Here is a 23,833-nt window from a genome sequence, read left to right on the forward strand (position 1 = left end):
GAAGAAACAGAAGATTTGGAAGCGTGCAAAAGGAGGAACGGTGTGTTGGGGCGATATAAAATGATGGTAATTAGTATTTTGGTGTTTGGTATGCTGGGTTTGGCGGGCTGTGGAAAAGAAAAGCCGGAGAAGGTTTATTCTTCTGTTATAGAAGGAATGGCGGAAGGCGAGTCCTGTGCTTATGTGGAGAGGCCGGAGGGCGGACTGCCCCTTTTGCTGGTAGCTGAAGGAACGTATAGCTATGATGAGGAGACGGAGGCGGCGTTAACCTGCAGAGTTTATTATGCGTGGGATGGAAAGATACAGGAAATCGGGACTCTGGAATCACTGGGAACGGCATATCCTGTACGCTATGATGACAATGGGCTGTATGCCGCGGGAGGTCATTTTGTGGCTCGGTATTCCATGGATGAGAATCGGAAACAGCTGATCGCTGTGGAGTCTGTAAATGAAAACTTTGATGAGGACGGAAATGCTTCCTATATGTATTTGGATGCGGAGGATAGAGAACAGGTAGCAACGGATGCTTCCCAATTTGAAAAGATATTTGATGCTTATGGGAAAGCTGAGGTGGTTAATTTTAAAACGAACGGATGAAGTTCATGATAAGGAGGAAACGAATGCGTATCGGATTTTATATGTGTATTGTCTTAGTGCCCTGTTTTGCCGTGTTATCTCTGGTATTTGGCATGTTAAAGGAGAAATCCGCCAGGCTGGTAAGTGGTTTTAATACCCTTCCCAGGCATGAACAGGAAAAATATGATAAAAAGAGAATGGCAAAGGACTGCCGGAATCAGTTTGCCCTTTGGTCCGTCATTATGCTGGCCGGAGCAGTTGGTTCCTGGTTTCTGTCCGGTCTTTTTGCAGCGGGGGCTTATATTATCTGGCTCGTTTTGTTTTTTAAAGAGGTGCATCTGGATGCAGAAAAGGCATTTGCCAAATATAAAATAAGGGGATGAGGGGGACTTTTATGTGCGGGGTATGCAAACGGATCCGGGAAACGAAAGAGGGCAGAAACCGGTATTTTGTAAGGGAACTGGAAACCGGCTATGTGGTAATCGGGGATTATCAGAGAATAAAGGGCTACACCCTGTTTTTATGTAAGGTGCATGCCACCGAACTCCATTTTCTTGAAAAGCCGTTCCGGGAGAAATTTTTAAATGAAATGGCATTGGTTGCAGAAGCGGTATATCATGCATTTGGCCCGGATAAATTAAATTACGAATTATTGGGGCAGGGGGATGGGGTGCATATGCACTGGCACATTTTTCCCAGAAGGGCAGGGGATACCCCAGGGCCGGGGCCTGTCTGGCAATTGCCGCGGGAAGAGCTTTACGGGGAGGCGTATTTACCGTCGGATGAGGAATTGGAAGAAAGGAAGCAGAAGCTGAATGGAGAACTGGAAAAATTATTGCAGCGGGCAGAATGATGCGTATAGGGTAGAATGATGGGGAATGGAGGACGACAACTATGAACGAAATCAGCCTTGGTATGATTGGATATGGGAATATGGCGCAGGCGATAACAGCCGGGCTGCTTCTTTCAAAGGCCGTTTCAGAAAAACAAATATTTGCCTGTGCCGGAAATTATGATAAGCTGTGCGAAAATGCAAAAAAGAGCGGAATCGTACCCTGCCGGTCAGCGGCTGAAGTGATCGGAAACAGTGATTTTATAATCCTTGCGGTAAAACCATATATGATGGAGGCCGTGGTTTCACCGGTTAAGGAACTGCTGAAAGGAAAAGCGGTCATTTCGGTAGCTGCCGGATATGATTTCGAGCGCTGTGAGGCGATTCTGGAGCCGGGAACCCACCATATCAGCACCATACCCAACACACCAGTCTCGGTATGCGAAGGGATATTCATATGTGAAAACAGGCACTCCCTTTCTCAGGAGGAGCTGGACAGCTTTGTATCCCTGTTTCAGAATATATCCCTGTTGGAATTCGTGGATTCCGCACATCTTTCCCCTGCCGGTACACTTAGCGGCTGCACACCCGCACTCACAGCCATGTATCTGGAGGCGCTGGGGGATGCCGGTGTCAAATACGGCCTTTCCAGAGAGGCGTCATACCGGCTGGCGGCACAGATGATAGTGGGGACAGGAACCCTTTACTTAACTACGCAAACGCATCCGGGGGCCATGAAGGATATGGTTTGTTCCCCCGGCGGGACAACTATACGCGGTGTGAGTGCCCTGGAGAAAAGAGGGTTCCGCGGAACGGTTATTGACGCTATCGATGCAATTGAAGAAAACAGATAAACAGTACCTCTTATATTCCCGTGCAATCACTGATTAATTTGCGCAAAACGGGAATACTAACGACAGAAAAATGTGTTAGGAGGCGCTGATGAAAAAAGCAAAGGATGATAAAAGGCTGCAGACGATTCCGGAAGGAGTGTATGAAGCGGGGATTATAAACCGGGAGCTGAGAAAAAATAAGAGCAGGGAGGCGGACGCCCTCACTACGGATGCCCAGGGAAATGGATATCCAGTACCGGAAAATAAGAAAGACGATGGGAGCAGGTGAATTATTTACCTGCTCTTTTTATGCAAAGCCCATAGTATTGACTGTGAACATTTGGTATACTGGAAAGACAAGATACCTGTTCCGGGTGGTCTGAACCGTTACAAGGCAAGGATAGCTGCCGCAAAAGAAAGGATTATGGGGATCCGGTATATGGAAAATAAAGAAGGAATGAAATTCAAAGGGAAAGTTGCATTCTGGTACTGGCTTATTACATCGGGGATTAATGTCCTGCTTGTATATGAACTGGTTTTCAGCAGGGATAATCTTGTTATCCTTTTGCTTTCCCTTGTGCTTTGCAATTCTATTTTTCTGCCGATAATTATCCGTAATTATGTGTTAATAGACGGGGATAGGCTGCAGCTGTATTTTGGGTTTTTTAAGGATTCCATTTCCATTGATGCCATAGAAGAAATCCGCGGTTCCCATTGCCCCATATCATCCAGCGCCGCCTCTCTGGATCGGCTGGTAATAAAAGGGAAAAGGCTGGAAATGGTGGTTGCGCTGCAGGATAAGGCCGGCTTTGTCAGGGAGATGAAGAAACGGAATAGTGAAATACGGGTCTGCGGGATTCCCGGAGGGTGGGACTGACTTTTTAAGGAAGCTGTCCGGAAGGAAAACGAGACAGGAGGGATATAAGGGGATGAATGTAAAGATATTTATCGCAGTGGTTTTTGCAGGACTGGGTTTCCTGTTTGTACTTATCGGAGTTTTATTGGCCGTTTTTTTTCGGAAAAGAAGGGAAAAGGCTTCAGCAATAGCCGCAGCCACAGTGGCAGACGTGGAAAGAAGGAGCGGGAGTGATGGAAGAAGCTGTTATTATCCGGTTTTTGCGTATTATGCGGATGGGATTATGAGGCGTGTGACTTCCTCCTTCGGCAGCAGTCCCTGCCGTTATCATGTGGGGGAAGAGGTGGAAATCCATTACAATGCGGAGAAGCCGGAACAGATATGGGTGGAACGGGATGAAGGGATGAAAAAACTGTGCTGTGGTATTTTTATCGGACTCGGCAGTTTGTTTTTTGTAATTGGGGTCGTACTGGGGACAACGGGAATTGTATAAAGAGGGGGATGGAAATGGACGTCAGGATTACCGTATTAAAGACCGAGTTATATGAGGATATCGCGGATGAATATTTATCGGAGGGAAGGGCCGCAGGCCCGTGTCCTATTTTGAAGGAGGGGGATTCTTTTCTTTACAAGTCGTCGAAAGAAGCTATTATGCCGGATGGTTTCTGTCCTTGGGCCTGGGTGGATTTATATCCCGCGATCAGCAGAATGTCGATTGACAGGGTGGCGAGGGAGCCGGGGAAGGAATACTGGTATAAGCATGAAAATAAATCGATAGAATGCTGTACGGATGGGGTGCGTCCCGTTATATTTGTGCTGGAACGAGTCCCGGTAGAAGAGTGAGGAAGGATAGAAACTGCATTTATGAAAATTGTGGAATTTGATAGCGCACATGCGGCAGTGGCCGCAGAACTCGCTATGGCAGATTATGAGGAAGAAAGAGAAAGGGTACCGGCTCTGCCGGTAATGAAGGCACTCCCGGATCTGCGTCCTTTTGCGGACAACCATCTGGGGGTGGCGGCTTTTGAAGGGGATAAGATGCTGGGGTTTTTATGCTGTCTGGAACCGTGGGAGCATGCATTTCAAACCGCGGCGAAAGGGACATTTTCCCCTATGCACGCCCATGGAGCACGGAAAGAGGGGAGAGGAAAGGTCTATCAGAGGATGTATCAGGCAGCCGCAGAAAAATGGGTGAAAAAGGGGATTACATATCATTCCATCGCTTTGTATGCACATGAGGAAACGGCTCTTTCCGCTTTTTTTGACTATGGCTTCGGTCGCCGCTGTGTGGACGCGATCCGTAGCATGGAACCGCTGGAGAACTGTTTCCCACCGGACGGTATTGCCTTCCGGGAGTTGGACTGGCAGGAAGCGGGACGGGTGCGGGAACTGCGCAGGATGCTGAAGGAACATATGGGGAACAGTCCCTGTTTTATGAGGACCCCTGTAGGGGAACCTGAGGAATGCCGGGAACAGGAGCGGGAGGCAACGCAGGATTGCCGTATTTTTGCCGCGGAAGATGGGAAAAAGGTGGCTGCTTTTATGGAAGTGACGGACGGTGGAGAGAATTTTGCCACGCTGGCAGGGGATATGCGTAATATATGCGGGGCATATTGTTTGCCGGAATATCGGGGAAGGAATATCTATCAGGGGCTTCTGGATTATGTGATTCTCATGCTGAAAAAAGAAGGATTCTGCCGGCTGGGCGTGGATTATGAGAGCTTCAATCCCACAGCAAACAGGTTCTGGCCGAAATATTTTGAACCGTACACCAAGAGTGTTGTGCGCAGGATAGATGAATGTGCGCTGGAGGGATAAACATGAAGGAACCGCATACGGAAACCGGAGAAGGCAGAAGGGCAGTCTGCGTTTCTTGCTCCAATATGACAGGCAGTCAAGAGAACAGTATATCCATAAAACTATGTGAAATACTTGCAAAGCAGCTGTCAGGGCACAATATCGAAAGCCATATTGTGGATTTACGGAAGTATGAATTGTTCCCCTGCGTTGGGTGCGGTGAATGCTATGAAAGCAGAAGATGCTGCTGTGATCCCCGGTTCAATGAAATTTATGACAGCTTCACCAGGGCTGATTATTTATTTTTTGTATCCCCTCATTATGCCCCTATACCGTCAAAATTAGCTGTACTGCTTGAGAAGATGGAACAAATAACATTTTTGCACTGGTGGAAGGATAACCATTATCAATCGGAGCTGTACGGTATTCCGGCAGGAATTATTTCTCATGGAGGAGCGGGTGAATGGGCGCTGCCTTCTTATAAAGAAATGGTGAATGATACGATAGCCAATGCGTTGGATACGATTCAGATAAAGGTAATCCCTTATGATGATACATGGAATACAGGGATATCCATGCCTGTCAAAAAAGTGGTGGAAACAGACAGCATATTTCCTGTTCAGGAATATGATTGGAATGTGCTTGAAACTAAAATACGGGAGTATGCTAAAAGAGTTTTGCAGGGTAATTAACTGTTACCAGGCAGCGGAGGTTGGCTATGCGTTCAGAAAAAGAAATGCTCGATTTAATAACAAAAACGGCGGAAGAGGATCCCAGAATACGTGCGGCGTATCTGGAAGGTTCCCGTGTGAACCCGAATGTTCCGGCTGATATTTTCCAGGATTTTGATGTGGTTTATGTGGTCAGGGAAACAAAATCCTTCCGGGAGGACGCTTCCTGGATTGATCGGTTTGGAAAGCGTTTATACATGCAGTACCCGGAGGACAGTGTTTATTTCCCTTCGGATGCAGAGAATTGTTATGGGTGGCTGATGCAGTTTGCAGACGGGAACCGTCTGGATTTGCATGTGTGCACGATGGAAGCGGTAAGGAAGGATCTGGAACTGTTCCGGGTCCTGGTGGATAAGGATAACCTGTTGCCGGCGGATGAAGTGCGTTCCGATGAAATATACTGGATACAAAAGCCGACTCCCCAGCAGTTTCATGACACCTGCAATGAATTCTGGTGGTGTCTGAATAATGTGGCAAAAGGCCTGTGGAGAGACGAAATTCCCTATGTTATGGACATGATAAATCTCTATATCCGTCCTATGCTTACAAGAATTCTGGAATGGAAAATAGGGGCGGACAATCATTTTAACGTCAGTGCCGGAAAATGTGCGAAATATATGAAACGGTTTGTTTCAGAGGACACCTATACGCGGTATCTTGCCACGTATTCGGCGGCGGAGCCGGAAGCGGTGTGGGATGCGGTATTTGTAATGTGCGGTTTGTTTCATGAAACAGCGGTACAGCTTTCCAGGGAAATGGAATGTGCCTATGATTATTCCGAGGCGGAAAACAGCAGGGCCTATCTGGAACATGTAAGGAAGCTGCCGGGGGATGCGAAAGAAATTTATCCGGGCGGGGAATGAGGGAAAAGGACGGCTTATTTGTCAGGCGGATTATTAGGAAAAGAAATAAAAGAGGAAAACTTCAGTTTTCAGGCTCCTGATTTTTATAAAAAGATGGGTTACAAAGAGGTATTTGTGCGGGAAGATTACCCTGTTACCGGTAAGCGGTATTATTATGTAAAGGAACTGCGCTAAAAAGGATGTTTTTGGGAGAAAAAACCATGGATAACGGACAGAAGCTGCTTTTATTTTTCCAGGCGGAAAATGCAAGGGACTGGATAAGCTATGAAGCTTTTCTCCACCCGGAAATACAGTGGGAGCTTCATTCTACGAAAACGGAGCGGGTATGCGGAAAAGAAGTTTATCTGGAACGGATAAAGAGGGCCTATGGAAAGTCTGACTCCGTTTTTCAATGGGAACGGATGGATATAAGTGCGGGAGGGGAGCGGATTGTTACCGTGCTTAAAAATGAAGCGGGGGAACGGTCCTGTGATATTTTTGAATTCCGGGACGGCTTGATTTACAGGGAGTATGAATTCGTATTGGGGTAGCGAATCCTCCGGAGGTAAATGATGAGAAAATTAGGAACCCAAAAAATTGAGACAGACAGGCTTTATCTGCGCTGCTTTACTTTCGATGATATGGAAGTAACGGAAACAGATCTATCACAGATTTGCCAAACCTGTCAGAATTCAGATAACTATAAGTGGGCAATTGTTTTAAAAAATACTGGTCAGGTGATAGGTTCTATAAGGGCTGAAATCAGCTATGTTACAGACAGCGCACAATTGTGTTTCTCTCTGGGCAGGCAGTGGTGGAATAACGGATATATGAAGGAAGCCATCAAAGCTGTGGTTCATTTTCTATTTGAGGAAGTACAGACAGAACGGATTGCCGCCTTCTGTGAAGGGTATAACCGTATAGCGGGCAAGGTGCTGTTGCGAAGCGGCTTTCAGGCGGAGGGTACGCTGAGACGTGCCTGTAACGGGAAGAAAGGGATAACGGACTTGTTATGCTACGGTTTTCTGAAATCGGATTATTACCGTTTGAAATCCATGGAAAAGCTGGATATAGACAGCCTGTATATTACCAATTACAGAGAAGCGGGCGGATTGCCGCTAAAGAATATTATGCGGCTGCCAGAGGAGGAAGCCTTTTCTTTTGCCCGTCATTTATCGGAAGAAACAACATCAAAAAATGACCGGTATGGGGATTATTTCATACGTTATTATCAGAAACGAAAGGCGGCGGAAGCCTGGTTATATGAAAAGTTCAGTATGTGCGGAGGAAAACCTGCAGTCAGGCATCCCATATATTTTGTGCTGGGGGAAAACCGGGAGTTCCAGGAATTTTATGGCACTGCGGACTGTATCCGTATTCCGTTAAGCGGCATTCCGGCGGATGAAATCAGTTTTACTCCAAGGGACAGCATGCATTTAAAAGATATGGGGATGACGGAAGGAACTGTGTGGAATAAGACGGAATTCCTGGATATGATCCGGAAATCCGGTAAAAAAGTGGGTGAATTTATCTGTAATCTTCCTGGATTTTATGGGAACCCCGGAGGTTACATTGAGGTACAGCTTTGGAATGATGACTATTTAAAGTCATACATATAAAGAAGGGGGAAGTAGGATACAGATGTACGGAGGCTATATCGCTTACCTTGCTGACGTGCCCGATAACATAAATCCATATGATGGTAAATGAATCGGTGACTGGGCGGCGGGCAGACAGGGAATTGTTGTGGATTAACACTTATTTTTGGCACATGCGGAAAAAACAGGAATTACGTTTGCTCAAAATCCGTAACCGGGAAGGTACGAAACCGATATGGAAATTTTTCGTAACTGTTCAGCAGGTCAGCGCATTTACTGCGCTGACCGTAAGAAAGTGATTCAGGAGTGCAAAAATCCATCGCCGAAGGCGATTTAGGATGGATTTTTGCAGAGTAACTGTGAGGGTACTGGACAGTTACAATTTTTCTTTTATAACTCAGATGACAGGAGCAGAAAAATGAATCTTATCTACAGAAAAGCGGCACCGGAGGATATTGCCATACTAACGGAAACCAGAATCCAGGTACTGCGGGCAGCAAACGGTTTGCATGAAGATACGGATATGTCCGAGGTGGAAAAAGAATCTGCGGATTATTATTTGAAAGCCCTGCAGGACGGCAGTCATACGGCTTACCTGGTTTTTGACGGAAAAAATTTTATTGGTGCAGGGGGGATCAGCTATTACCGTGTCATGCCTACATTTCATAATGTAACGGGAAAAAAAGCATATATTATGAATATGTATACGCACCCGGAGTACCGCCGGAAAGGAATTGCGTATCGTGTCCTACAGCTATTGACAGAAGATGCAGAGGAAAGAGGCGTCGGCTATATTACTCTGGAAGCTACAAAGGCCGGAAGATATTTATATGAGAAATTCGGATTTGTAAGCATGGAGGACGAAATGAAACTTCCGGAATCATTGTCAGGCAGGTCGGCGCATTTACTGCGCTGAACAGTTACCTTCCGGTATAACGAAAAGCACAGGGAAATAGGTAACAAATCTGCGCCGCCTATACGAGATGTATCCGCTTTATGAGAAGATAAACAATATAATACAGGAGTAACCATGATAAGAAATTTTAGAAATACGGATTTGGAGGCAGTCATGGACCTGTGGCTTACAACAAATCTACAAGCCCATGATTTTATCCGAAGCGATTATTGGAAGGAAAATTTCCGAAAAGTCAGTGAGATGCTGCCTCAGGCGGAAATTTATGTCTGTGGACATGAGCGGAGAATTGTCGGATTCATCGGATTATCAGGAAATTATATCGCCGGGCTTTTTATAAATAAAGACAGCCAGGGCCAGGGAATTGGTAAAAAAATGCTGGATCATGTGAAGGTTGGGCGTGATATCATTACCTTACAGGTCTATGAAAAAAACGGGCGTGCGATCCGGTTTTATGAAAGAGAAGGATTTCATATCGTAAAGGAACAGGATGAAGAAGAAACCGGTGAAAAAGAGTTCCTTATGGAATGGAGGAGTGAAAATGGCATATGAAATAAGAGAAATGGATCCTTCGGAATACGGTGTGCTTTCCAATTTCCTTTATGAAGCCATTTTTCAGAGAGATGACAATAACCGTTTGCCCAGATCCGTCATTCAGGAGCCGGCGCTGAGGATATACATAGAGGACTTCGGAAATATGAAGGATGACCGTTGTTTGTGTGCGGTAACGGATAACCGGATCGTGGGGGCTGTGTGGACAAGAATTATTAAGGGATACGGGAGTCTGGATGACAACACCCCGGAATTTGCCATTTCCCTTTACCCGGAATACCGGGGAAAAGGAATCGGGATGGCATTGATGAAAAAAATGCTGGAGTATCTGGAGCAGGAAGGATACGAAAAGGCTTCCCTGGCTGTGCAAAAGGACAATTACGCGCTTGGAATGTATCAAAAGGCAGGTTTTACAATCGTGGATGAAAACGAAGAAGAATACATAATGAGGATTGCTTTGAAGGAGTAGATGAATGAAAAATTATGAAAGATCGTATCCCTGTCTCTCCCTTTGCGGGTTGAACTGCAGTCTGTGTCCCATGCACTTAAACCAGTATTGTCCCGGATGCGGCGGTGGAGAGGGCAACCAGCCATGCTCTTTTTTTCGGTGTGCAAGAGAGCATGGATCCTTGGAATTCTGTTATATGTGCGGGAACTATCCCTGCGAAAAATATGAAAAAGTAATGGAATTCGATTCCTTTATCACCCACCAAAATATGGTAACCGACGGCCTGAAAGCCAGGCAGACAGGGATTGAGGCCTATCGGGAGGAGCAGGAGGAAAAGGCGGGAATACTGAAAGAACTTCTGGATAATTATAATGACGGACGCAGGAAAAACTTTTACTGTATCGCGGTAAATCTGCTGGATTTACCGGATAGCAAAGAAGCGATGCGCCATATCAGGACGGAAATAAAGCCGGAATTTACGATGAAGGAGAAAGCGTCTGCGGCAGCGGCGTATTTCCAGGAAGCGGCGGATAAAAAAGGCCTGGTGTTGAAACTGCGAAAGAAACCCAAAGAAAAGAAATAAAGGGTAACGGAATGGATATGTATAGCAAAGAGGAAAAAGAGCAGGCACTGGAAGTGATTGCTTCCGCTGTCGGAAGATGCGAAAAGATATGGCCTAAATTTGAAGAAGGGGCGTCACAGCATACCTTGCTTAAAAACAGGATAAAAGCTTTGTATATAGCAAAAGCATTAATTGCCGGAGAAGGCAGGAATGAGGTATATACGAAAAGCGAATTGGCACAGGCGATTGCCCCTATAACCTCCATCATCAGGAAATGTGAAAAAGCGCAGGGAAAATTTGAGGAAGGATCCTCCCATTTTATCCGGTTTGGCCGGATGATAGACGCGATGGAAATTGCGAAAGCATATGTGTCCTTTGAAAGAGAGAAGCGGTAGGGTATTTACCGGCGGTAACGGTGAGGTATCTTATACAAATAGATATCATCTTTGTCATTTAATGTAAGCAGACAGGAGCAGAAATGAAAATTACAGCATTGGTCGAAAACAAGAGCGAAGGACAGGTCATTCCCAAGCATGGCTTATCCCTTTATATAGAAACGCAGAAGCATAAACTATTATTCGATTTGGGTCCGGATAATACATTGTTTAACAATGCGTCAGCAATGAACATTGATCTGACGCAGGTGGATACGGTTATCATTTCCCATGGCCATATGGATCATGGCGGGGCGCTGAAGCGGTTTCTGCAGGTGAATACGAAGGCACGGATTTATGTGCAGCGGTCGGCATTTGAACCGCATTACAGTAAATTCCTTTTCCTGAAAGCCAACGTTGGCCTCGATGACAAGCTGAAAAACAATCCGCAGATAAAAGTAATTGACGGGGATTATGAAATCGATGAGGAACTGAGTCTGTTTCTTGTCGGGAGGCGGGATAAATGTTATTCCGAAGCGAATGATGCATTGTATAATAAGGACGGGAAAGATGATTTTCTCCATGAGCAGAATTTACGGATTCAGGAAAACAAAACGGTAATTATAACAGGATGCGGACATACCGGAATTGTAAACATTATGGAAAGAGCCTCGGCATATAAGCCGCAGGTATGTATAGGCGGATTTCATTTATGTAATCCGCTGACGAAGAAAACAGTGCCGGTTTCTTTATTAAGCAGTATCGCACAGGAATTGCAGAAATATGTGGGGACTCAGTTTTATACCTGCCACTGCACAGGGATGCGGGCATATCAGTTTTTGTCCCGCCGGCTGCCTGAAATGAAGTATCTGGCGTGCGGAAGAACCATTGAAATTTAGTATGTTACCATACCGGAAAAAGGAGGGGCAGCAGCTTGAAACAGGAAGCATTGACGGATATCATAGCCGATCAGACGGAGCGGGCACTGTGGGAAGTGAAAAATGTAATTTCCTGTGTCCCGGATGAATATTGGAATAAGGAATATTGCGGGATGCCGCTCTGGAAACATATTTATCATATGCTCCATTCTCTTGATTTGTGGTTTATTAATCCAAGGGATCCGCATTATAAGGAACCGCCTGTCCATGAAGAGAATCTGAACAATCTGGATGTTGTTTCGCACAGGCATCTGGAACGAGAAGAGATCGATGCCTATTTTACCTGTATAAAGGAAAAAACGCAGAATTATATCGCTTCCCTGGAGGACGCCTTTTTGTTGGAAAGGCCGGAAGGATGTGAATATACGAAATTCACTTTACTTATGGCACAGCATCGTCATCTGCATACCCATATGGGAATGATTATGGGATTTATTGTGGCGGAAACCGGATTATGGCCGAGAGTTGTAGGGCTGGAAGGACGCATTCCCCAGGGGGAATATAATAAGTACTTTTGAGGCAATTGGTTATTGTTTAAACGGGGTCTATGGGAAAGGTATTTGACTCGCGCGGCAGTCGCCGAATATCCATGTCCGCATGGCTGCTTGGCTCGTTGCTCATGAGAATAAACGAAGGAGGAAAAGGATATATGGAAGAAATGGGTTACTGGATGGGAGATTTGCTGGAAGAATTAGGCTGTGAGAAAAACCAGGAGGTCTGCCAGGAACTGCTGAAAAAATGCGGCGGGCGTTGTGCGGAAAGAAATGCACTGCCCGGGATGGGCGGACTGAAAGAGGAATTGTCCGGAGTGGACAGCATGGAAGAAATGGCACGGATTATCAGCCGCCATACGGGTGCGGAATGTGTGCCGGAGAAGGACGGTTTTCTGTTAACCTATAACCGGGGAAAAGGCTGCGATTGTTCGATTGTAAAAGCGGGATATGTACATTCGCCGGTATTCTGCAGCTGTACGCAGGGATTTCATCAGAAAGTCTGGAGTACGATTCTTGAAAGACCGGTTACGGTAGAGCTGGTGGAGACGTTTCTGCGGGGCGGAAGCTGCTGTTCACAAAAAATTATCTTTACTATCAGCTGAGTGTTCTTTCACCCTCATTTACTATTCTGTCCGGTAGTTGCCAATAACTAACTTGATATTGGCAAGAAGTGATTGTATAATAATACATACGAAGGAACTGCCGTGAAATAACCGGTACAACACCAATCGGAACCAGATCCGGCTAAAAAATATCGTATTCCGTATGTAACAATCGGTAAGGAGGATGTATATGATCAAGGAAGAATATTTTGAACGTATATATAATCCCATACCGGAGGATTTATTTGTCCGTTATTCTGATAAATTGGAGGGCCAGCCCTTTTACCATACTCATAACGGATATGAACTATATTTTCTTGTTAACGGCATTGTTAATTATTATATTGATCAGAGATGTTACCGAATTGATCCCGGGACAATCATAGCCATGAAGCCGGGAGAATATCACAGAGTGGAAATGCTTGATGAAAGTATTTATAAACGCTTTGTTATCAATATAAGTAACCGCTATCTCGAAGCCCATTCAACAGCCCGCACTAATTTAAAAGATTGTTTTCAAAAACGATTTGAAGATAAGCCTCCTGTAGTGGTGTTATCCAAAGAACAGGCAGAAGAGCTGCTGGTGCTTTATAATTCTCTGCTGGATTTAAAAAATTCTTCCGAATATGGACAGGATGTTGCCACTTCTTCTTATGTGATGCTTCTTTTGGTAAAAGTGAATCTGTTGTTTTTTAACAATAAAGATAATCCGCCGATGCCTAATGTGATGCCTCCTCTTGTTGACAAAACAATAGAATATATTAATGAACATCTGTTAGATACATTTTCACTGGATGAACTGTCGGAGAAACTGTATTACAACGGGACCTACATAAGCCGTAAATTCAAGGCAATAACCGGTCTGTCAATCCAACAGTATATCCTGCGCAAACGGATATATCTTGCACAAAACTATTTAAGTGAGGGAAAGTCGGTTACTGAAAGCGGCATGCTTTCCGGTTTCGGAGACTATTCGAATTTCTCTAAAATCTTTAAGAAAAACGTTGGGGTATCCCCCAAACAATACCAGAAAAGAGTACTGGATTAAGCCAAAAACCCCGCAGCGGGCGCATCTGTTTGGTTCGCTGCCCGCGGGAATAAACGGTTAAAAAAGTCGGCACGGTAATTTTATTTAAGGATTCAGCGGAAAAAACGCTGGTTATAAATAAAATGACCGTGCTATATTTATGCATATTTTTAAGGAGCGGTTATTAGTTATTGAAAAACAAGTAATATATTATATGAATTGTTCTGAAAAAGTCATTTTAAACCATAAAAATATGATTTATATACATATTAAGCACTTGGAATTACTACTATAGTTATTTTAACGTAACTGTTCAGCAGGCCTGTGCATTTACGGCACCATTACATTTTAACAAAAAAAAGGTTCCTTTCAGGAAAAGGAGAGCTTATGAGATGGGGAAAGCTGTTTAACGACGGATGGGAATTTGCAAAACAGGTTCTTACGGAAACAAAGAACGAAGAAGTTCCGAGTGTTTTTGTACCGGTAGAGATTCCGCATGACTGGCTGATTTATGATTCTTACAACCTGTATCAGGACAGTATAGGTTGGTACAGGAAGTCTTTTATGCATGAGAAAAAACCAGGCAAACAATATTTTCTCAGGTTTGACGGTATCTATATGGATAGCACGATTTACATAAACGGAAATACGGCTTGCGAATGGAAATACGGTTATTCCTCTTTTGTTTTGGATGTAACCGGATTTTTAAAAGAAGGGGTAAATGAGATTCTGGTGAAAGCCGTATATCACAGTCCCAATTCCAGATGGTATTCAGGGGCAGGAATTTACCGCAATATATGGTTTCAGGAAGTTGATCCGGTATGGCTTATCCAGGATGGCATCTATATATCCGAAAGGGAAGAACAAAACGGAAACTGGAGGGTTACGGTTTCTGCAGAGATTGGGGTAAAGCAGCAGACGGATCCGCGGGATATTACCTTACGTTTTCAGGTGTTTAAAAGGAGAGGCAATACAAATAAGAATACGGCAGGTATGGATACCGTATATTCTTCCAGCCAGTTCAGTAATTATGAGGAAGATATTACTGACGGGCAGGAACCCATTGCCGAATGTCTGGCGGGTGCAGCAGTGATTCAGGAGAAAAAGGGAGGATCGGATAACGGGTTATTTTATGGAACGGCACAGCTGATGATTGACAGTCCTGACCTTTGGAGTCCGGATCATCCCTGCCTGTATATTGTAAAGACGGAACTGCATAAGGGAGGAAAAATTGTACAGACAGAATATACCCGGTTTGGTTTCCGGACCTTCGCGTATAAACCGGATTCCGGATTTTGGCTGAATGGCAGGAACATCAAAATCAAAGGGGTATGTGAGCATCATGACCTGGGTTGTCTGGGAGCAGCATATAATCAGACGGCTATGCGCCGAAAGTTAAAAATACTAAAGGAAATGGGAGTCAATGCAGTCCGGACTGCGCACAATATGCCGGCGGCAGAATGGATGGACTTAGCGGATGAGATGGGAATATTGATCGATTCCGAAGGCTTTGATATGTGGGAAAAACCAAAAACCACCTATGATTATGCGCGCTTTTTTACGGAATGGCATTGCAGAGATATCGCAAGCTGGATACGGAGAGACAGAAATCACCCCAGTGTGATTATGTGGAGTATAGGAAATGAAATATATGATACCCATGAAGGAGAAAGAGGGCTGCAGATCACAAAAGAGTTGTCCGATGAAGTGAGAAAACACGATCCTGCCGGCAATGCCCCCGTTACAATCGGTTCCAATTATATGCCGTGGGAAAATGCGCAGAAATGTGCGGATATTGTTAAACTTGCCGGATATAATTATTCGGAAAAATATTATGATGCACATCACAAAGAACATCCGGACTGGATTATTTATGGGAGTGAGACGGCGTCTATTGTACAGAGCCGGGGAATTTATCATTTTCCTTACTCAAAATCGATTTTGGCGGACGAAGATGAGCAGTGTTCTTCTCTTGGGAATTCCAGAACGAGTTGGGGGGCGGTCTCAACGGAAATGTGCATAGCGGGGGAGCGTGATAACCATTTTTCCTGCGGTCAGTTTATATGGACCGGTTTTGATTATATCGGAGAGCCTACCCCTTACCACACGAAAAATTCCTATTTTGGACAGATAGATACGGCAGGCTTTCCTAAAGACTCCTACTATATTTATCAGGCGGAATGGCAGGAAGCGAAGAAGGACGTTCTGCATCTGTTTCCATACTGGGATTTTAATGAAGGGCAGACCGTGGATGTGAGGGCGGCTTCGAATGCCGGCTGGCTGGAACTGTTTATAAATGGAAAAAGCCAGGGAATCAGAAAAATCGACCATGTCCACGGTACTATTTTAACTGGAGACTGGAGCGTAACCTATGAACCCGGTGAAATACGCGTGAAAGCTTATGATGATAAAAAGACTCTTGTGGCGGAAGCATTCCACAAAAGCTTTCAGGATGCGGCAGAAATCCGGTGCTCGGCAGATCGGGAAAGCGCTCTGGCAGATGGAAGGGATTTACTTTTTGTTGAAATTTCCATGGTTGATAAAGACGGCCATGCGGTAGAGAATGCCAATAACCGGGTCCGTGTTGATGTGAGCGGCAGCGGGAGGCTTGCCGGGCTGGATAATGGGGACAGTACGGATTTTGATTCGTATAAAGGGAATGACAGAAGGCTGTTTGGCGGAAAGCTGCTTGCTGTTATACAGACCAAAACGGTACCCGGGAAAATTACGGTAACCGTCAGTTCCTATGGATTGCCGGATCAGGAGCTGATCCTTTGGGCAAGAGAATGCAGGGAGAAATTTGAGGTAATCGAGTCTGACTTACCGACTGGAGAAGGTAAGCGGACGGATAAAACGGATGTGCCGGTGCGTAAAATTGAATTACTCATGAATGGCAGCCGGAAGTTGGACAAAGCTTGTCCCCAGGCGGAGATAACGGCGAAGCTATATCCTGAAAATGCAGTTGATACCGTGCTGTTCTGGAGTGTTGTAGATGATGCGGGAATTCCATCGAATTTAGCCCAAATCAGCGTCAACGGAAAGCATGCCGTTGTGAAAGCGAAAGGGGACGGATGCTTCAGAGTCCGGTGTATGAGCAGAAACGGGACGGAAAAAATCCGGTTGATTTCGCAGCTTGATTTTGAAGTAACCGGAATAGGAACGGCGTATCTTAATCCTTATGAATTTGTTTGCGGAGGACTTTATCAATATTCAAAAGGGGAAGTCGGAAACGGAAATGAATATGGAGTTGCGACAGCCAGGGATGGAGAAACGCAGGTGGGCTATCGTGAATTAGACTTTGGACCAGTTGGTTCAGATGAAATAACACTTCCTGTTTTTGCCCTGAGTGATGAGCCGTATCGAATCCGTATCTGGGAAGGAATGCCGGGGGAAGAGGGAAGTATACAGATTGGGGACGTGCTTTACCAGAAACCGTCACGGTGGAATGTGTATCAGGAAGAAACATATCATTTGGACAAAAAGCTGAAAGGTATTACGAGTATATGTTTTGTGGTTGACAAAAAAATTCATATAAAAGGATTTATTTTTACAAGACAGAACCCGGCATATGATTGTATCTGCGCAGCGCATTGTAAACATGTATATGGCGATCATTTTAAAGTGGAACGTGACGGAATCTATGATATAGGGAACAATGTGACATTGGAATTTCCTCAAATGGATTTTGGGGAGGACGGGCTGCAGGGAATTGCCATTTGCGGTAGCTCCCCGATAGAAAAAAATACCATACATATACGTTTTGAAAATCAGGAAACCGGTGAGGAAATACAGCAGATTGTGGAATTCGGACAAAGCAGCGGAATGGATGTAAGAACTTACCGGCTGGATCGTGTAAAGGGGCGGCAGAATGTATATTTTATATTCTTGCCGGGCAGCAGATTTGATATGAAATGGTTCCGGTTTCTTCCTGATAAAACCTGAAGATAAAGAGGTATCTATGAAAAAAAAAGCGTTACAACTGAAACTGCCCCGGCTGTTGCAGGAGGGGATGGTGCTTCAAAGGGGAAAGCCGGTTACTTTATGGGGGGAAGGTCTTCCGGGAAGCCGGGTGGAAATTAATTTCCAGGGAAGTAAACGGGAAACCGTCGTGGGAAAAGACAGCAGGTGGCAGCTTCTTACGGATACCCTTCAGACGGGAGGGCCGTTTCCTATGGAAATCAGAAGTAGGGAATGCAGGATATCCCTGGAGCGGGTTTATGTGGGAGATGTATGGTTATGTTCGGGACAGTCCAATATGGAACTGCCGATAAGCAGAGTGAAAGATGCGTATCCGTATGTATTCCAAAATTGCCATAACCCGTATATCAGGCTCTTCCATGTGAAGGAGCATTTTAATTTTCACGGCCCGGAGCAGGAATTGGAATCAGGGGAGTGGCTGGAAGCGGATTCGGATACGCTTGCTGGTTTTTCAGCATTCAGTTATTTTTTTGCGAAATATGTAAACAGTGAGTCAAAAATACCAATTGGTATTATCAATGTCAGCAAGGGTGGTTCCCCGATAGAAGCCTGGCTGTCTAATGCTTCCGTTGCTGACCGGCCCGTACTTGGGAAAACGCTTGCCTTATTCCGGGATGATCGCTATGCTGCAGAATTTATAGAAAAGAATGAAAGGCAGCAGAGCGACTGGCAGAAGCTGCTGAAAGCGAGGGATGCAGGACTGGCATCCGTACCCTGGTATCAGGACTGGCACGATGAAGGATGGGAACCGATGGAACTGCCGGGATGGTTTTCCGGAGATCGGCTGCATAATTTCAGCGGAGTAATCTGGCTGAGAAAACGATTCGATGTGCCCTCACAAATGGCCGGCAAGCCGGCGGATTTATGGCTCGGCACAATAACAGACAGCGATGAAGCTTATGTAAACGGCTGTCTGGTGGGAGAAACCGGATATCAGTATCCTCCAAGAAAATACAAAGTGCCGGAAGGGATTCTTAAGGAATACGGGAACGTACTTACAATCAGGGTATTATGCGAAAGAGGCGGCGGAAGGCTGACGCCGGGTAAGGAATATTGCCTGTTTTCCCAAGAAGGAAGAGTGGATTTAAGGGGGACAGCGGAAAGGAAATGGGAGTACAGGATAGGATGCAGATGTTCTCCCGCACCCATGATGGATTTTATTATCCGTAAACCCACAGGGCTTTTTAACGGGATGCTGGCGCCCTGCATGAATATGACAATAAAAGGAGTAGTGTGGTATCAGGGGGAGTCGAATGATAAAAATCCGGAAGAATATGAAGAATACCTGCGGCGGCTGGTTACTTCCTGGAGGGAAGGATGGGGAGAAAAAATGCTTCCTTTTATCCTGGTGCAGTTACCCTCTTTCGCAATTGATCTTCCCGAGCAAAACAGCGGATGGCCGGAAATCAGGGAAGCGCAAAGGAAAATATCCCATGAATTGGAAAAGGTGAAGCTGACCGTAAACCTGGATTTGGGTGAGTGGAACGATTTACATCCTCTTCGGAAAAAGGAGGCTGGGGAAAGGGCGGCTGCGGCTGCTTTGGAATTTGACGCAGGGGATGGAAAAACGGAGCAGGGGCCTGTGCCTGCAGGCATACGCAAGGAAGAGGGAAGGGTTATTGTGACCTTTGAACCGGCAGAAAAGCTGCTGGTACAGGGAGGACGGCTGGAGGCGGCGGAGCTTGCAGGGGAAAACGGGATTTTTTATAAAGTACAGGCCTGGACGGAAGAAAACAGAATGATTGTGGAGTGCCCTGCACATATGGATGCAAAAGAGTTCAGATATGCCTGGAGCAATGCGCCTGAGGGAGGTTTGCTGTGTAACCTCCGGGGATATCCGGCCTCCCCGTTCCGGATGAGAATCGGATAAAAAACAGAAGCTGCGGACTGCGGCACGGAGGTAATGATGGATTATAATCTTGCTTGGCTGTCCTACCGTAACATACCTTGGTATGAGGACAGAAAATTTTTTCAAACAATAGTTACCCGGGAAAAACATGTGGTAATTAAAACAGCCGTCGCTGAACTGTGCAGGGCTGCTGAAGAGATGTTCGGAATGCAGCCGGAAATTACGGACAGGCAGGAAAGGAAAGACAACCTTGGAAAAAACAGAATTTGCCTTGTCATGGATGCAAGTATATCTGTCGCAGGCGGATACAGAATAGAAGAATACGGCGGACAAATATCCATTTTTTCCGGGGATGCTTCAGGAATTTTGTATGGAACCTATGCACTTGTGCGGAGGGTGCAGAGGGAACTGCCCTTAACAGGGCTGAAACTGCAGGAACTGCCGGATATGCCTTTGAGGATGTTAAATCATTGGGATAATATGGATGGAAGCATTGAGCGGGGGTATGCAGGAAGCTCCTTCTTTTTTAAAGAGGGGGAGATATTGCTGAATGACAGAACCCGGGATTATATACGGCTGGCAGCCTCTGTGGGAATTAACGGAGTGGTTATAAATAATGTCAATGTGTCGGGGGATGCAACCAGATTAATTACAGATGAATATGAGCTTTCCCTGAAACGTATGGCGGCTGAGCTGGAAGCGTACGGCATTACGCTTTATCTGAGCCTGAATTTTGCAGCGCCGATAGAGCTGGGGGATCTGGATACGGCGGATCCGGAGGCGGAAGCGGTACAAAGCTGGTGGAAAGAAAAAATGGCACGGCTGTTCCAACGGATTCCCAATCTGGGGGGATTTTTGGTAAAAGCCGATTCGGAAGGCAGGCCAGGGCCATTTACATATGGAAGAACCCATGCCCAGGGAGCCAATATGCTTGCCGATATGATAAAGCCATACGGCGGACTGATTATATGGAGATGCTTTGTTTACAACTGTACGCAGGACTGGAGGGATAAAAAGACCGACAGGGCGCGTTCGGCGTATGACAACTTTATGCCTCTGGATGGGCAGTTTGCGGAAAATGTCATACTGCAGATAAAGAACGGACCGATGGATTTTCAAGTCAGAGAACCTGTGTCGCCCCTTTTCGGTTCTCTGGAAAAAACCAACCAGATATTGGAGGTTCAGATTGCCCAGGAATATACAGGACAGCAGAAGCATGTCTGCTATCTTATCCCGATGTTTAAAGAAATCCTTGATTTCCATACATATTGCCGGAAAACAAAGGATAAGGTTTCCGATATTGTAAGCGGGCGCACCTTTTTGCAGACGGAATGCGGCATGGCGGCGGTGGCCAATACCGGTTCGGACAGGAACTGGACAGGACATGATCTGGCGGCGGCAAACTGGTTTGGATTCGGAAGGCTTGCCTTCTCGGCATCACTGACGGCAGAAGAGATTGCAGAAGAATGGTGTGAATGTACCTTTGGCCCGGATAGGGAAACTACCGCTGCCGTCACAAGGATTCTGATGATGTCATGGCCTGCCTATGAAAAGTACACATCTCCGCTGGGAATCGGCTGGATGGTGAATCCGGGCAATCATTACGGACCGAATGTAGACGGTTATGAGTATGACAGATGGGGAACTTACCACAGGGCGGACCACCGGGGAATAGGTGTGGAAAGGGGACGGGCAGGAACCGGTTATACATCAACTTACCTGGAACCAAATGCAGCCATGTATGAAAATATAGCTTCCTGTCCCGAAGAACTTTTACTGTTTTTTCATTATATTCCGTATGACTATAAAATGAAAAGCGGTAAGACATTGATACAACATATTTATGACACTCATTTCGAAGGAGTGGAGGATGTGGAAAAAATGATAGGCATATGGGAGGGAATCCGGGGGAAAATACCGGAGGAAATATTCCGCCGGGTGAAGGAGCGCCTGAAGCACCAGCGGGAGCATGCTGAAGAATGGAGAGATCAGGTAAATACGTATTTTTACAGAAAGTCTTTTATAGCGGATGAAAAAGGGAGGAAAATATATTGAAAAATGGCAGTAAGAAAAAAAACCACGCAGGCAAAATTGTTATGTCCAGACATCTGCGGAAGGAATGGCAGCTCTATAGTCTTCTGCTGATACCGTTGCTTTACTTTGTTATATTTAAGTACATACCTATGCTTGGAAATGTCATTGCATTTCGTAAATATTCCGGCGGGGTCAATATATTTGGGGAAAAATGGGTGGGACTGAGGTATTTCCGGCAGTTTCTTAAAGATCCTTCCTTCTGGAGAGCTTTCCGTAATACGCTCTTTTTAAGCATAAGTTATCTCCTGGTACGTTTTCCGATGACATTGCTGTTTGCTCTGCTGTTAAATGAAATCAGGAATATAAAGTGGAAAAAGTTTGTGCAGACAGTGTCTTATCTTCCTCATTTTATATCAATGGTTATCATTGCGGGGATGATCAAGGAGGTAGTATCCTTATCCGGGCCTGTCAATTCCTTTATCCAGATGATGGGGGGAGAAAAGATTTCTTTTATTCAGGAAGCATCCTGGTTTCCTCCGATTTATATCATATCAGGCGTCTGGCAGGCACTTGGATGGGGAACCATACTCTATCTTGCAGCTATAACGGGAATCAATACCGAACTGTACGAAGCGGCCCGGGTTGACGGCGCAAACCGGTTTAAACAGGCGCTGCATGTAACTATCCCGGGAATTATGCCGACTATTGTTACCTTATTGATTCTTGATATCGGCGGCATTATGGGATCTAATTTTGAGAAAATAATTCTTTTATATCTTCCATCCACTTATGAAACAGCAGATGTTATTTCCACATTAGTTTACAGAATGGGTATTACGGGAGGAAATTTTAGTTATGCTACTGCGGTTGGATTATTTGAAGGTGTTATCGGCCTGATTCTTGTGACAACTGCAAACTTTGTTTCCAAAAAATTAACCGAATCAAGCCTGTGGTAAAGGAGAGATTATGACGAAAAAAACTGAAATTCGTGGCAATGGGGTAAAAATAAAAGAATCCGGGGGATATAAGATATTTAAAGTATGTAATACTGTGATAATGCTGTTTGTTGTTTTTGTAACCCTGTATCCTTTTATATACCTGGTTGCACAGTCATTCAGCTCGGAGGGAGCTATTTATGCAGGAAAAGTCAGCTTTTTTCCGGTGGAATTTACAGCAAAGACCTATCAGGTCATTTTGAGCAAACCGGACTTTTTCCTGTATTACAGAAATACAATCGTCTATTCGCTGCTGGGTACTTTGATTTCCGTTGCCGGTTCTGCCATGCTCGCTTATCCGTTATCGAAGGAACGCCTGGTATTAAACAAATTTTTCACCCCTTTTGTAGTGTTTACCATGTTTTTTGCAGGAGGTATGATACCAAACTATATATTGATTGCTCAGGCGCTTCATATGAGAGATACCATGTGGGCATTAATCATTCCGGGGGCAATAAGCACCTATAATGTTCTGATAATGAAATCCTTTTTTGCCAGTCTGCCGGGAGAATTGGAAGAAGCTGCTTCCATTGACGGAATGAATGCCTATGGAACTTTTCTGAAAATTATACTTCCTTTGTCCAAGCCGATAATGGCGACGATGTTCCTTTTCTATATCGTAGGAATTTGGAATAACTGGTTTGGGCCGTTTTTGTACCTGGATACAAAAGGAAAATGGCCGGTAGCCCTTTATTTAAGACAGATAATTATGGGCGCTACAGGGACCGCAGAAATTGGTGCGGTATCTGACGAAGCAAGCCAGATATCGGCAAATGTGCGTTCCTGTTGTATGGTATTGACCGCAGCGCCTATCATCTGTGTCTATCCTTTTGTCCAAAAGTATTTTGTACAGGGTATGATGATCGGGTCTGTGAAGGGATAAAATTATCCTGCATGTTTGTTCGGTTTTACAGAGCAGCGGAGGCAGGTTAATAGTAAATAATTAATCAGGTAGTGTCAAGTGAATTATGAAAACCCGAAGCCGGGTGAACTGGCAACATT

27 protein-coding genes are annotated in these 23,833 nt (G+C 45.2%); all 27 read left to right on the plus strand.

Annotated elements, in window-relative coordinates:
• Positions 1-45 precede the first annotated feature (45 nt).
• The 27 genes from DXA36_RS19085 to DXA36_RS19220 all read left to right on the plus strand — a co-directional run bounded on the left by DXA36_RS19085 (position 46) and on the right by DXA36_RS19220 (position 23,714).
• Positions 46-597, plus strand: a complete 552-nt coding sequence (locus DXA36_RS19085; protein ID WP_147366625.1) for a hypothetical protein — start codon at positions 46-48, stop codon at positions 595-597.
• Between the two features lie 23 nt (positions 598-620).
• Entirely contained in the window at positions 621-959 is a 339-nt protein-coding gene (locus tag DXA36_RS19090; RefSeq protein WP_118681073.1) for a DUF3784 domain-containing protein, read from the plus strand.
• A gap of 11 nt (positions 960-970) precedes the next feature.
• Positions 971-1,429 carry an HIT family protein gene (locus DXA36_RS19095; RefSeq protein WP_118681074.1) on the plus strand — a complete coding sequence of 153 codons (459 nt, stop codon included), beginning with the start codon at positions 971-973 and terminating at the stop codon, positions 1,427-1,429.
• Positions 1,430-1,470: 41 nt separating this feature from the next.
• Positions 1,471-2,262, plus strand: a complete 792-nt coding sequence (proC, locus tag DXA36_RS19100; RefSeq protein WP_118681075.1) for a pyrroline-5-carboxylate reductase — start codon at positions 1,471-1,473, stop codon at positions 2,260-2,262.
• A gap of 88 nt (positions 2,263-2,350) precedes the next feature.
• Complete coding sequence (locus DXA36_RS19105; protein WP_118681076.1) at positions 2,351-2,530, plus strand: hypothetical protein; 180 nt, start codon at positions 2,351-2,353, stop codon at positions 2,528-2,530.
• A gap of 150 nt (positions 2,531-2,680) precedes the next feature.
• The gene (locus tag DXA36_RS19110; RefSeq protein WP_182479161.1) at positions 2,681-3,118 is read left to right on the plus strand and encodes a PH domain-containing protein; all 438 of its coding nucleotides are present in this window, start codon (positions 2,681-2,683) and stop codon (positions 3,116-3,118) included.
• Positions 3,119-3,170: 52 nt separating this feature from the next.
• Positions 3,171-3,590, plus strand: a complete 420-nt coding sequence (locus DXA36_RS19115; protein WP_118681078.1) for a DUF3592 domain-containing protein — start codon at positions 3,171-3,173, stop codon at positions 3,588-3,590.
• 14 nt (positions 3,591-3,604) lie between these two features.
• A complete protein-coding gene (locus DXA36_RS19120) occupies positions 3,605-3,940 on the plus strand; it encodes a TIGR04076 family protein (RefSeq protein WP_118681106.1) in 336 nt (111 codons plus the stop codon).
• 21 nt (positions 3,941-3,961) lie between these two features.
• On the plus strand, positions 3,962-4,915 hold the full coding sequence (locus tag DXA36_RS19125; protein WP_118681079.1) for a GNAT family N-acetyltransferase: 954 nt from the start codon (positions 3,962-3,964) through the stop codon (positions 4,913-4,915).
• Positions 4,916-4,917: 2 nt separating this feature from the next.
• Positions 4,918-5,586, plus strand: a complete 669-nt coding sequence (locus tag DXA36_RS19130) for a flavodoxin family protein (RefSeq protein WP_182479162.1) — start codon at positions 4,918-4,920, stop codon at positions 5,584-5,586.
• A 26-nt stretch (positions 5,587-5,612) separates the two neighbouring features.
• Positions 5,613-6,488, plus strand: a complete 876-nt coding sequence (locus DXA36_RS19135; RefSeq protein ID WP_118681081.1) for an aminoglycoside 6-adenylyltransferase — start codon at positions 5,613-5,615, stop codon at positions 6,486-6,488.
• A gap of 200 nt (positions 6,489-6,688) precedes the next feature.
• The gene (locus tag DXA36_RS19145) at positions 6,689-7,018 is read left to right on the plus strand and encodes a nuclear transport factor 2 family protein (RefSeq protein WP_118681107.1); all 330 of its coding nucleotides are present in this window, start codon (positions 6,689-6,691) and stop codon (positions 7,016-7,018) included.
• 18 nt (positions 7,019-7,036) lie between these two features.
• On the plus strand, positions 7,037-8,086 hold the full coding sequence (locus DXA36_RS19150) for a GNAT family N-acetyltransferase (protein WP_118681082.1): 1,050 nt from the start codon (positions 7,037-7,039) through the stop codon (positions 8,084-8,086).
• Between the two features lie 397 nt (positions 8,087-8,483).
• The gene (locus tag DXA36_RS19155) at positions 8,484-8,981 is read left to right on the plus strand and encodes a GNAT family N-acetyltransferase (RefSeq protein ID WP_118681083.1); all 498 of its coding nucleotides are present in this window, start codon (positions 8,484-8,486) and stop codon (positions 8,979-8,981) included.
• Between the two features lie 114 nt (positions 8,982-9,095).
• Entirely contained in the window at positions 9,096-9,530 is a 435-nt protein-coding gene (locus DXA36_RS19160) for an N-acetyltransferase (RefSeq protein ID WP_118681084.1), read from the plus strand.
• Positions 9,520-9,999, plus strand: coding sequence for a GNAT family N-acetyltransferase (locus DXA36_RS19165; RefSeq protein ID WP_118681085.1), 480 nt, complete (start codon positions 9,520-9,522; stop codon positions 9,997-9,999). The genes DXA36_RS19160 and DXA36_RS19165 overlap by 11 nt, the downstream gene beginning before the upstream one ends.
• A 4-nt stretch (positions 10,000-10,003) precedes the next feature.
• Positions 10,004-10,561, plus strand: coding sequence for a DUF3795 domain-containing protein (locus DXA36_RS19170; protein WP_118681086.1), 558 nt, complete (start codon positions 10,004-10,006; stop codon positions 10,559-10,561).
• 11 nt (positions 10,562-10,572) lie between these two features.
• Entirely contained in the window at positions 10,573-10,935 is a 363-nt protein-coding gene (locus tag DXA36_RS19175) for a hypothetical protein (protein ID WP_118681087.1), read from the plus strand.
• 83 nt (positions 10,936-11,018) lie between these two features.
• A complete protein-coding gene (locus DXA36_RS19180; RefSeq protein ID WP_118681088.1) occupies positions 11,019-11,813 on the plus strand; it encodes an MBL fold metallo-hydrolase in 795 nt (264 codons plus the stop codon).
• A gap of 35 nt (positions 11,814-11,848) precedes the next feature.
• A complete protein-coding gene (locus DXA36_RS19185; protein WP_118681089.1) occupies positions 11,849-12,370 on the plus strand; it encodes a hypothetical protein in 522 nt (173 codons plus the stop codon).
• A gap of 131 nt (positions 12,371-12,501) precedes the next feature.
• Entirely contained in the window at positions 12,502-12,948 is a 447-nt protein-coding gene (locus DXA36_RS19190) for a hypothetical protein (RefSeq protein ID WP_118681090.1), read from the plus strand.
• 190 nt (positions 12,949-13,138) lie between these two features.
• A complete protein-coding gene (locus DXA36_RS19195; protein ID WP_182479163.1) occupies positions 13,139-13,996 on the plus strand; it encodes an AraC family transcriptional regulator in 858 nt (285 codons plus the stop codon).
• 366 nt (positions 13,997-14,362) lie between these two features.
• The gene (locus tag DXA36_RS19200; protein ID WP_118681092.1) at positions 14,363-17,917 is read left to right on the plus strand and encodes a glycoside hydrolase family 2 TIM barrel-domain containing protein; all 3,555 of its coding nucleotides are present in this window, start codon (positions 14,363-14,365) and stop codon (positions 17,915-17,917) included.
• A 16-nt stretch (positions 17,918-17,933) separates the two neighbouring features.
• Positions 17,934-19,823, plus strand: a complete 1,890-nt coding sequence (locus tag DXA36_RS19205) for a sialate O-acetylesterase (RefSeq protein WP_118681093.1) — start codon at positions 17,934-17,936, stop codon at positions 19,821-19,823.
• Positions 19,824-19,859: 36 nt separating this feature from the next.
• Positions 19,860-21,857, plus strand: coding sequence for an alpha-glucuronidase family glycosyl hydrolase (locus DXA36_RS19210; RefSeq protein ID WP_118681094.1), 1,998 nt, complete (start codon positions 19,860-19,862; stop codon positions 21,855-21,857).
• Positions 21,854-22,792 (plus strand): ABC transporter permease, encoded by a 939-nt coding sequence (locus DXA36_RS19215; RefSeq protein WP_243114685.1) that lies wholly within the window; start codon positions 21,854-21,856, stop codon positions 22,790-22,792. Before DXA36_RS19210 ends, DXA36_RS19215 begins: the two co-directional genes overlap by 4 nt.
• Positions 22,793-22,802: 10 nt before the next feature.
• On the plus strand, positions 22,803-23,714 hold the full coding sequence (locus tag DXA36_RS19220) for a carbohydrate ABC transporter permease (protein WP_207666368.1): 912 nt from the start codon (positions 22,803-22,805) through the stop codon (positions 23,712-23,714).
• Positions 23,715-23,833 lie beyond the last annotated feature (119 nt).

The organism is Eisenbergiella sp. OF01-20 (assembly GCF_003478085.1).
Taxonomy (GTDB): Bacteria; Bacillota; Clostridia; order Lachnospirales; family Lachnospiraceae; genus Eisenbergiella.